General features: G+C 69.9%; 13 protein-coding genes and 1 pseudogene. 2 read left to right on the top strand and 12 right to left on the bottom strand.

What is annotated here, in order from left to right; translation table 11 throughout:
- Positions 1-26: 26 nt before the first annotated feature.
- From VGS97_RS14100 to VGS97_RS14045, 12 genes are all read right to left on the bottom strand, one after another.
- A complete protein-coding gene (locus VGS97_RS14100) occupies positions 27-2237 on the bottom strand; it encodes an FtsK/SpoIIIE domain-containing protein (protein WP_326853914.1) in 2211 nt (736 codons plus the stop codon).
- A 71-nt stretch (positions 2238-2308) separates the two neighbouring features.
- Positions 2309-2488: a hypothetical protein gene (locus tag VGS97_RS14095; protein WP_326853913.1), complete on the bottom strand. Its 180-nt coding sequence runs from the start codon at positions 2486-2488 to the stop codon at positions 2309-2311.
- Positions 2485-2811 (bottom strand): hypothetical protein, encoded by a 327-nt coding sequence (locus VGS97_RS14090; RefSeq protein ID WP_326853912.1) that lies wholly within the window; start codon positions 2809-2811, stop codon positions 2485-2487. The genes VGS97_RS14095 and VGS97_RS14090 overlap by 4 nt, the downstream gene beginning before the upstream one ends.
- A gap of 87 nt (positions 2812-2898) precedes the next feature.
- Positions 2899-3084 carry a hypothetical protein gene (locus VGS97_RS14085; protein ID WP_326853910.1) on the bottom strand — a complete coding sequence of 62 codons (186 nt, stop codon included), beginning with the start codon at positions 3082-3084 and terminating at the stop codon, positions 2899-2901.
- Entirely contained in the window at positions 3081-4226 is a 1146-nt protein-coding gene (locus VGS97_RS14080; protein WP_326853909.1) for a DUF2637 domain-containing protein, read from the bottom strand. The genes VGS97_RS14085 and VGS97_RS14080 overlap by 4 nt, the downstream gene beginning before the upstream one ends.
- Positions 4223-4372, bottom strand: a complete 150-nt coding sequence (locus VGS97_RS14075; RefSeq protein ID WP_326853908.1) for a hypothetical protein — start codon at positions 4370-4372, stop codon at positions 4223-4225. Before VGS97_RS14075 ends, VGS97_RS14080 begins: the two co-directional genes overlap by 4 nt.
- A complete protein-coding gene (locus VGS97_RS14070) occupies positions 4369-4602 on the bottom strand; it encodes a hypothetical protein (RefSeq protein WP_326853906.1) in 234 nt (77 codons plus the stop codon). Before VGS97_RS14070 ends, VGS97_RS14075 begins: the two co-directional genes overlap by 4 nt.
- Positions 4599-5000: a hypothetical protein gene (locus VGS97_RS14065; RefSeq protein WP_326853905.1), complete on the bottom strand. Its 402-nt coding sequence runs from the start codon at positions 4998-5000 to the stop codon at positions 4599-4601. Before VGS97_RS14065 ends, VGS97_RS14070 begins: the two co-directional genes overlap by 4 nt.
- Positions 4997-5431, bottom strand: a complete 435-nt coding sequence (locus VGS97_RS14060) for a hypothetical protein (protein ID WP_326853903.1) — start codon at positions 5429-5431, stop codon at positions 4997-4999. Before VGS97_RS14060 ends, VGS97_RS14065 begins: the two co-directional genes overlap by 4 nt.
- Positions 5428-6354 (bottom strand): hypothetical protein, encoded by a 927-nt coding sequence (locus tag VGS97_RS14055; protein WP_326853901.1) that lies wholly within the window; start codon positions 6352-6354, stop codon positions 5428-5430. Before VGS97_RS14055 ends, VGS97_RS14060 begins: the two co-directional genes overlap by 4 nt.
- Positions 6355-6568: 214 nt before the next feature.
- A complete protein-coding gene (locus VGS97_RS14050) occupies positions 6569-7312 on the bottom strand; it encodes a site-specific integrase (protein WP_326853915.1) in 744 nt (247 codons plus the stop codon).
- Positions 7313-7341: 29 nt separating this feature from the next.
- A complete protein-coding gene (locus VGS97_RS14045; RefSeq protein WP_326853900.1) occupies positions 7342-7788 on the bottom strand; it encodes an N-terminal phage integrase SAM-like domain-containing protein in 447 nt (148 codons plus the stop codon).
- Between the two features lie 53 nt (positions 7789-7841).
- On the opposite strand from VGS97_RS14045, the gene VGS97_RS14040 reads away from it, so the two are divergent.
- Together VGS97_RS14040 and VGS97_RS14035 are read left to right on the top strand one after the other, a co-directional pair.
- Positions 7842-8372 carry a transposase gene (locus VGS97_RS14040; protein WP_326853899.1) on the top strand — a complete coding sequence of 177 codons (531 nt, stop codon included), beginning with the start codon at positions 7842-7844 and terminating at the stop codon, positions 8370-8372.
- Between the two features lie 48 nt (positions 8373-8420).
- A pseudogene (locus VGS97_RS14035) lies at positions 8421-9046 on the top strand (hypothetical protein); the annotation flags it as partial.

Below are 9046 nucleotides of genomic sequence, written 5' to 3'. Positions count from 1 at the left end.
ACCCCCCCCCCCCCGCGGCCGGGTCCCTACTCGAACTCGCCGTCGTCCTCGGCCTGGTCGTCGTCGACCCGGTCGCTCGGCTCGTCGTCGCGGCGGCCGAGAACGGCGCGCAGCTTGGCGGCGTCGACGACCGGGTTCCCGTTGGACTTGTGCGGCTCCAACTCCGGATCGGCGTCGATGAGCACGGCCTTAAGGCGCTCCCCAGACCAGCCCTCGTAGACCTCGGGACGTAGGCTCGCGAGGCGCTGCAAAACGACCGTCGTACGCATCCGCGGCTCGTCGCCGAGCACCGCCAGGACGTCGGCGAGGTGGTCGACGACAACGGTCGGCGCCTGGTCGAGCGCGGTCCGCTCGATACCGGCGCGCGCCTTGCACGCCCGGTCGATGATGGCGGGCACGTCATCATCGGAGAGGTACTGCCAGCGGGCGATGTCGAACGGGTTCGCGGTGAACCCGACCGTCACCGAGGTGCCGATGTCCGTGCTCGGGTTCAGCGTGGTCGCGGTGATGCCGGAGCGGTGCTTGCCGGTGCCGAGCAGTCCGTCATTGGCGTAGTGATCGCCGACTGCGAACGCGACCCGGTTGGAGGTGTTGCGAGTGACCTCCTTCGGGATCGAGTCCTTGGCCGGCGAGACGGTCACCCACACCAGCGTGATCCCGGTCTTACGGGCTTTCTTCATCACCTTCTCGGCCAGCTCGGCGGCCTCGGCGCCGTAGGTCTTGTGCATGAACAGCTCGTGGCACTCGTCGAACACGACCACGCGCGGACGCATCCGCTTGTCGCGTGCGGCCAGCTCGCGCGTGAGCTTGAGCTCGCCGGCCTCTTCGAGCAGTTGGCCGCGGCGGGTGACTTCTGAGCGCAGCCGCCGCAGAGCCTTCAGCGCCTTCTCGACGTCCTCGTCCTCATCGCCCTTGACCAGCACGGACAGGCGCGGGCGCATCAGGTCGTAGTCGGCGTTGTACGCCATGACGTAGACCTCGATTTCGACGAGCGGATCGAGCGCGGCGCCGAGCACGATGGCTCTGGTCGCCGAGCTCTTACCGGTGCCCATGATGCCGCCGATCATGTAGTTCTTCGCCATCAAGCCGGCCCGGATCGCCTCGCCGCGCAGCGTCACGGCGACCGGCACGCCCTTGAAGTAGTCCGCGGTCCCGGTCTTCAGCAGCGGCCACGGCGGCACAGGGCCGGTCAGCGTGCCCGGATGCGCGACCCACAGATCGAGTACACCGGGCTTGTTGTCCGGCTCGCTCGGCCATACCTCGATCGGCTTGCGCAGCAGGTTCGAGGCCAGCAGGTTCTTACGCCGATTGATCATCTCGACGCTCACGCCCTGCGGCAGCATCAGCTGAGCGTGCCAGCCGGCGCCGTCCTCGACCGCGCCGAGCAACCACCGCGGTTGCCATCCGGCCTTGACCGCCTTGTCCAACGGTCCGATCCCGAGGTGCCGCAGCGCGGTCAGGATCGCCGATTCGTCGGGCACCAGCTCGCGCCCGTCGCCGTCACCGCCCTCGGCGTACAGAACCGGGTCGAGCGGCGCGTGCGCGCGGCCGAGCGTCCACAGCGAGGCGAGGATCAGCACCGGGGCGGCGACCAGCGCCGGTCGCCAGGCGACGTCGACGGCCCAGCAGATCCACCACACCACGCGGAACGCCACTTGTAGCGGCGCGGTCGACTCGGCCGGCTTGCCGCTGGTGACCGCGAGCACCAGGCCGAGCGCGATCAGCGCGCCAGCGAGTGTGCTCGCCGTGTAGATCACGGCGCGGGCTGCGTAGACCGGGGCGCGCAGCAGCGCCATGCGGCGGGCGTGCCGTTCCTTGCGGAACGCCGCGGCCCGCGTCTCCCACTCCAGAGCCGACGCGTGGTCGCCGGCCGCCTCGGCGAGCCGTATCATCCGCTCGTGCCGCGCCGTCGAGCGCGCATCACGGCGGCGGCCGGCGTACACGCGGGTGCCGAGCGCGACGTGCCGCACGTGGCGCACCACGAACCGGCGCGGCGCACGGATCGGCTCGGGCAGCAGCGGCACCAGGTCGACCGGCTCGCCGAGCTCGTCGTCTCGCTCGTCCTCGTCCGCCTGGTCGACCTCGACGGCGTCGGCCGGCTCGGCGTCGACAGGCTCGCGCAGCGGCCACGGGACCAACCGTGGCCGGTCCCGCGCGCCGTTCGCCGGCGCGCCCTCGAGGTCCGTCGTCGGCGCGTCGGGGCCGTGGCCGTTGGCGTGCTCGATCTGGGTCGTCATGATGTGCCTGTCCTCTCTGGGGACAGCCGGGCGCGGCGGCTTCTCAGGGCCTCGCCGCGCCCGGCGCTGGACTACTGCTGTTCGGCCTCGGCGGGGGTGTCGAGGCGCAGTTTGAGGAAGCGGCGCCGCAGCGGGGAGTCACCGTGGCTGGGCGGGCAGTCCTCGGATTCGTTGATCACGCGGAACGCTGCGCGCAGCGCCTCGGCGACTCGGTCGTTCTCTTCGGGTAGTCCCCACAGCCGGACCTTCATGCCGCCACCACCAGGGCCGCCGGACCGCACACGCAATCGGCCTCGCTCGCGCCCTGGCCGATCAGGCACGCGCAGTGGACCGGGACGGGGGCGCCGTTGACGACCTCGCCGTAACAGCGGTCGCACTCGCCCGGCCGCCACTCGCCGGCGTCGCCGTGCCCGGCCGGGTCGACGTCGATGCGCATGATGTTCGGCGACGAGCCGAGAGTCATCTCCAGCTCGCAGGCGCGCTCGCGGCTGACGCCCTCGTGCCGTTCGGTACGGCCACCGGCGAGGTAAACGGTCACGTCCTCGGCCGCGGCTTCGGTGTGCTCTGCGGGCATCGCAGAATCCTTCCGATCGTCGGTTCGGGCTGACTGCCCGCGGCGGTCCGCCCGGCTGTGGGGACCGGGCGGGCCACCGTCAGGCGTTCAGTCCCGATGGACCGCTACGGGGATGCCGAGCCCGACTGCTTCGGCGGCGATCCGGTCGGCCTGCGCCTCGGTCATGGGCTTGCCCTCGAACTGCACGGCCAGGCCCGGCACGGGCGCGTCAACGAGGACCAGGCGCACGCGGTACGTGCGCTGCTCGCCGGCCGAGTGCTGGTCGGCGCTCACGCGGCGGTCCCGACCAGGCTGCCGTTGGCGTACTCGACCAGCCGCACCGGCTCGGCCGCCGCCAAGTCGACGGGTACAGCCTCGGCGTGCTGCTGCGGCTGCGCCTGGTCGACCTCGACGACGGCCGGGACCGAGTCGAGAGCGGCGGCGGCGAGGCGGGCACGCAGCCGCTCGGCGGTCGGCTGGCCGATGTGCAGCTCGGCCTTCAGACGGCGCAGGCTCACGCCCGTACCCGTTGCCGTGAGCACCTGCGCGTTGAGCGCACTCGCCTCGGTGTACAGCTGGTCATCCGAGCGGCGAGGCGCAGGCGTTTTCGAGCCCTTACGGCTACGCGTCTGCGCGGCGCGGCGCGCATGCTTCGGCGCGACCTCGGCGACGTCCTCGACGGGCGGCTCAGGCTGCGCCTCAGGTACGGGCTCGACCGCCGTACCCGCGAGCAACTGCGCCGTGTACTGGTGAGCCGTCAGGATCTCGGCCACGCCGACCGGGTCGCGGCCTTGCAAGCGCAGCGCGATGCGCTCGGCAAGAGGCGCCTTGCTGCGCCACATGCGGCCATGGTGCAGCCGCAGCCGGCCGACCACCGCGGCGCGTGCAGCATCCTGATCCAACGCCTCACGGTAGGTGGTGATCTGCTCGATACGCATCCGGCGCCAGATACGCCATGTCGCCACCGGCCGCAGCAGCCACAGCGAACGGCGCAGCGCCTCGATACGCCGCTCGTCGCTCAACCCCACCAGGCGGCGGATCGTACTCTCGGCGATGACGACCACCAGCGTCCACACCGCCGGCGGCGCACCGTGCAGAACCCTGCCGTACAGCGAGCGCTGCGGAGCGACGTTCGCATAGACGGTCAGCGCGACCAGGACGCGACCGCCGTAGCGCGCCAGCGGCGCACGCAGCCCGTTGAGTTCCGCCACGATCGAGAAAAAGGTCAGCACACCGATCGTGCTGTCCATCAGCACCGGGATCGCCCACGAGGCGGCACCGAAGTACGGACGCGACGCCTCGTCGACGCTGACGAACGAGAGCGCCAGCGCGATAGCGCCGATCGCCGCGACCGCGACGGCGATGAACAGCAACAGCGTGCGCGCACCCTGCTCGGTCGGCCGCCACAACGGCGCCGGAGTGGACTGCTCGGTCATGGACGCACCTTCTTTCGCAGCAGCGAGCGGACGATGAACGCGGCCTCGGCCGCGACGACGGCGCCGAGCACGGGCAGCAGCACCGCGGACAGTCCCGGCGAGTGGGCGACGTAGGCGAAACCGAGCGAACCGATCAGAGCCTTCACAGCGCGCCCCCGTCGCGGTCGACGCTGGCACTTAGCCGCGGAACTTCGGCATCGTGCGTGGGGGCCTCGCGCTGCCGGTGCGCCTCAGCGAGCGCGGTCGCGGCCTGGTCGCCGAGCGTGGCGATGTCGCCCGCCACGCGATGCAGCTCCACAGCCGCGCGCCGCGCGGTGACCTTGTCGTTTGCCTCGGCGGTGTCGCACTGAGTGTGTACGGTGGCCTGTCCGCTCATCGCGCACCACCGCTTGCGCCGCCAGGTCGGCGCGCGACCTTCAGCCGGATCAGAACATCGGTCGCCGGTCCGGCTTGCCCCTGCCTGGCTGGTGGTAGGGCACCACGTACCGAATAGACGATGCGGTGCGCGGTGGTCCGCATGTACACCTTGGCGCCGAGTACGTCCGCGTAGGCACGCAGAGTCTCCATGGCGTCCTCGCTGTCGTGCAGTTCGGCGTTCAGCGCGTAGTAACCACCGAGCGTCCATTCGAGCACCGGCAGTGGCTGTCGCATCGACGGGCCGTGCAAGAGGAGGAACCCGTAAAGGTCGTCAAAGGTGCGCAGTTGACGCGCCCAGGCATCCGACACGGTCTTGATCTGCGCGCCGCTGCCCAACTTGATGGTGGACTGGTTCACCGTGCGTCCCCGTCCTGGCCGTGTACGGTGACCCGCTCATCCATTGGGGTACCACCGTTCGCGTTGTCGAGGTTGTCGTGGACCGTGAGCTGAATAAGGACGCTGCTGTGCGGCTCGCCTCGTTCCACTGAGGCTGGCGGGATGGTGCCGCGCACCGAGTAGACGGTGCGCTGTGGCTTGGCCCGCTCGTGCACCTCGACGCCAAGCGCGGTCGCGTAGGCGCGCAGCGTCTCCAAGGAGCTCTCGCCTTCACGCAGCTCGGCGATCAGCGCGTAGTGCCCGCCGAGCGACCAGTTCAGCAGTGGCAATTCCTGTGCGGCCCCCGGCCCGTGCCTTTGGATGAAGGCGGACAGGTCGTCAAGGATGCGCACCTGCGCGAACCACGCGCGAACGTAGGCATTGGCCGGCCGCGGAGCAGGGACAGGGCTCATCGGACACCCCCGGCCGGTACTTCGCCGCCGGCCTCGCGCGCCCGGCGGAACCACGCCCACATCTCGGCATCGTCGCCGCACACCGCGGCATCCATCGCGGCGAGGGTGAACGCCAGCACCGCCGCTTCGGTGTGGTCGTCGACCGACCAGGTCGGCGAGGCGGCCAGTAAACCGACGCTGTCCATTACGCGTACGCGCACCGCTGGCGATGCCTGCGTTTCGGCTAGCGTCGCGTCAACCGCCTCGACCATCGCGCGCCGCGCGGCGTCGACCCGCTCGGCCGTGTGCGCGGCGAACCAGTCCGCGTCGGCTGCCGAGAGTCCGGACGCCGGTCCGCCCGTGCGCTCGTCGCGGGCCGCGGCGAACATCGCCGCGTGCGGGTCTGGCGCCGACCCGGCGGCGTCGACGGCGGCCAGCAGTCCGCCGAGCCAGTCACGCAGTGCCCGCGCCTCGTCCGGCGTAAGACGGACCTCCTGTTCGCCCTCGACGGCGCCCGACGCGCCGAACCGCGGGACGCCGAGAAGGATCTCGGGCTGCGCCGTGCGATAGTGCTGCCGGATGCCGGCGTCCACGTGCACGGGGCCGCAGGCCTCGGCGATCTGCTTGCCGGTGGCGGTTTGCGAGCCGGGCACGGCGGGCGTACGCCACGGCTCGTGGATGCTCAGCTCGATCGGCCGCCCTGCGGTGTGCCAGTGGTTGCGGTCGTCGTAGAAGTCGTCGTCCTCGTGCCCGCCCTCGCACCAGGCCGGGCACGAGCCGCCGAGCCAGTACGGCCGCGGTTCGGCGTCGTGCCGCAGTGCGGCCGTGATGCGGTCGAAGGCGTCGCCGACCGACCGGCCGGACACGATCGTCACGGCGCGTTCGACGCGCGCGGAGGCAGTCGGCGTGACGCCGCGCTCCTGAATCGGGACAATGGCCCGCATGATCCTTAGACCTCCAGAGGTCTCGGGTTCTAGGCCTCGGCCGGTGTTCTCAGCACCGGGCGGGGCCGCCTGATTTTCGGGGGATGGTTGCTCACAGACTGCTCACGGATTCACTGTGACCGGCGAATCAACACTGTTACGATCCGGCACTAGATAAGGCTCTGAGCAGCAAAAACGGAGCCGAACTGTCACGAGGGATCATCCCCCGACAGGTTCAGGCTCCGACTTTTAATTCCGTAGGTTGTGGGTTCGAGTCCCACGCGCCCCACGTACATCTGCCGTGTGACCTGCGGTTTCTCCGGTTCCTGCGGCCGTGGTGGAGTCCGTGGGCAACATTCGAGGCAACACGAAACGCGGTGTCGATAGCGGTCCTGGTGGTGTGGTCGGTGTCGGGGTAAAGGTGCCCGTAGGTGTCCATGGTTTCGGCGGCGCTGGCGTGTCCGAGGCGTACCTGCAGGACCTTCTCGTGCACGTTCTGGTGGATGAGTAGGGACGCGTAGATGTGCCGCAGCCGGTGGAACGTCACGTCCAGGGGTACGCCGTAGGCCCAGGTGCGGGCGTGGTTCCATTCGCGGCGTCGCCAGTTGTTCTGGTTCAGGACTGCGCCGGCCGGTGTGGTGAACAGCAGACCCGCGGGCCCGAGCGGATACCGGGAGAGGTGCAGCCGGAGTTCCGCGATCGCGAGGGCGGGCAGTGGCAGGGTGCGTATTCCGGCTTTGCTCTTGGGCGGGGTGAACACCGGGGTCGTGGCGTTGCGTTCGAGTTGCCGGTCCACGGTGGCGGTGCGCGTGTGCCAGTTGATGTGGTCGAGGGTGAGGCTGGCGATCTCGGACCAGCGCATCCCGGTGCACGCGGCCAGGATCACCATCGCGCGGTAGCGCGGGCGGACGGCCGCGGCCATCGCCATCACCTGCTCCGGGGTGAGCGGGCGTAGCTCTGCCTTGGTGGCGGCGCGCAGCTCGATGCGGCGGCAGGGGGTGCGGGCGATCAGTTCGTCGTCGAGGGCGAGGGTGATGATGGCTTGAACACGGTGCGGTAGATCTGCCGGATGGTGTTGGGTGCCAGGCCCTTCGTGCTGAGGGTGTTGATCCAGTCTTGGACATCGGCGCGGGTGATCGCGCCGACGGGAGTGTGGGCGAAGGCGGGCAGAACGTGGTTGCGCAGGGTGCTCTCGTAGAAGATGACGGTGCTCTCGCGCTTGGTCGCCGCCTTGACCGCCAGCCACCGCGCCGCGACAGCACCGAACGTCGTCGGCGCGTCCCCGGCGCCGTAGCGCAGCCGGTCGCGGTCCAATGCCAGCTGTATGTCGAACGCCGCCGCGTCGCCGCTGTCGCGGAAGGACCTTGAACACTGCCGCCCGCCCGGGTCGCGCCAGCACACCCGGTAGCTGCAACGAGGCCGGCCGGTTGGACCGTGCTTGAGGGGAATCGTCATCACGGACATGCGAGCCTCCCGATCAACGACACCTCCCATGACGGGGCGTTTCGTTGACCATGGGCATCGATCGCGGGACGGTGCAACCGGGCGCACCCATCCAGACGACGAACCCGACCCTGGTGGGCCGCTCATCCGACGGCTGCTTAGGTACTCTGGCCTGCGCGGATGAAATTTCGGCAGGCACAGGATGCTGCTGGTTAATTCGCGTGGGGTTCTTGTGGCTGGTCGCGGTGTTGCGGTTGGCTGTGGGCTGGTGTTGCGGGGGTCGTGGCCGAGTTGGGGCGAGTGTCATGTCGATGCGGCTGATGCTGTGGCCGGAGGTTCCCGAGCAGACCGTGCGCGTGGTGCGTGCGGCGTTCCTGCGTGGGAGTCTGGCGATCCGGCTGTGGGGCGAGATCGGACCCGTGTTCCAGGATGCTGATTTTGTCGGGGCGTTCGGGGCGCGGGGCAGGCCGGGGATCGCGCCGTCGCTGTTGATGCTGGTCACGGTCTTGCAGTTTGTGGAGCGGCTCACGGATCGGCAGGCCGCGGTCGTGGTGGCGGGGCGGATCGACTGGAAATACGCTCCGAGCCTCGAATGAGACGATCCTGGTTTTGATGACAGCGTTCTGACGGAGTTTCGGGCCCGGTTGGTTGGCAGCGGTCTGGTCCGGCTCGCCTTCGACCGGCTGCTGGAGTGCTGCCGGGAGTTGGGTCTGGTCAAGGTCAGGGGCAAGCAGCGCACCGATTCGACGCACGTGATCGGCGCGGTGCGCGATCTGAACACGAGGGGGCTGGCCGACGAGGCGGTGCGGGCGCTGGTCGAAGCGCTGGCCACGGTCGCCCTGCACTTCCTGGCCGAGACGGTGGACCTCGGGCAATGGTCCACGCGGTACGGCCCGCCGCTCTTGGCCTGGCGCCAGCCGCGCACTGCGGCCGAGTGCGACGCGCTCACTTTCCAGTACGGCCGCGACGGGCGGACGCTGTTGGGCGCGATCTACGCGCAGCGTGGCGAGTTCGCCTGGCTGCGCGAGCTGCCACAGGTGGCGCTGCTGTGCACGGTGCTGCGCCAGATGTTCCTGGTGGAAACCGACACCCGAGGGCGGGAGGTGATACGGCGGCGCGACGCGAACAAGGGGACCTCCCCCCGAGTGGTGGACACGCTGATACTGGATCTTGCTAGATCCGGAGGAAGCGAGACGAGCGCCGATGGCGATGAAGGACTACTCGGAGGAGTTCAAGGCCGATGCCGTGGCCCTGTACGAGTCCACTTCCG

The sequence above is a fragment of the Actinocrinis sp. genome (assembly GCF_035946395.1).
Taxonomy (GTDB): Bacteria; Actinomycetota; Actinomycetes; order Streptomycetales; family Catenulisporaceae; genus Actinocrinis.
This window is presented reverse-complemented; position numbering and strand designations above follow the sequence as displayed.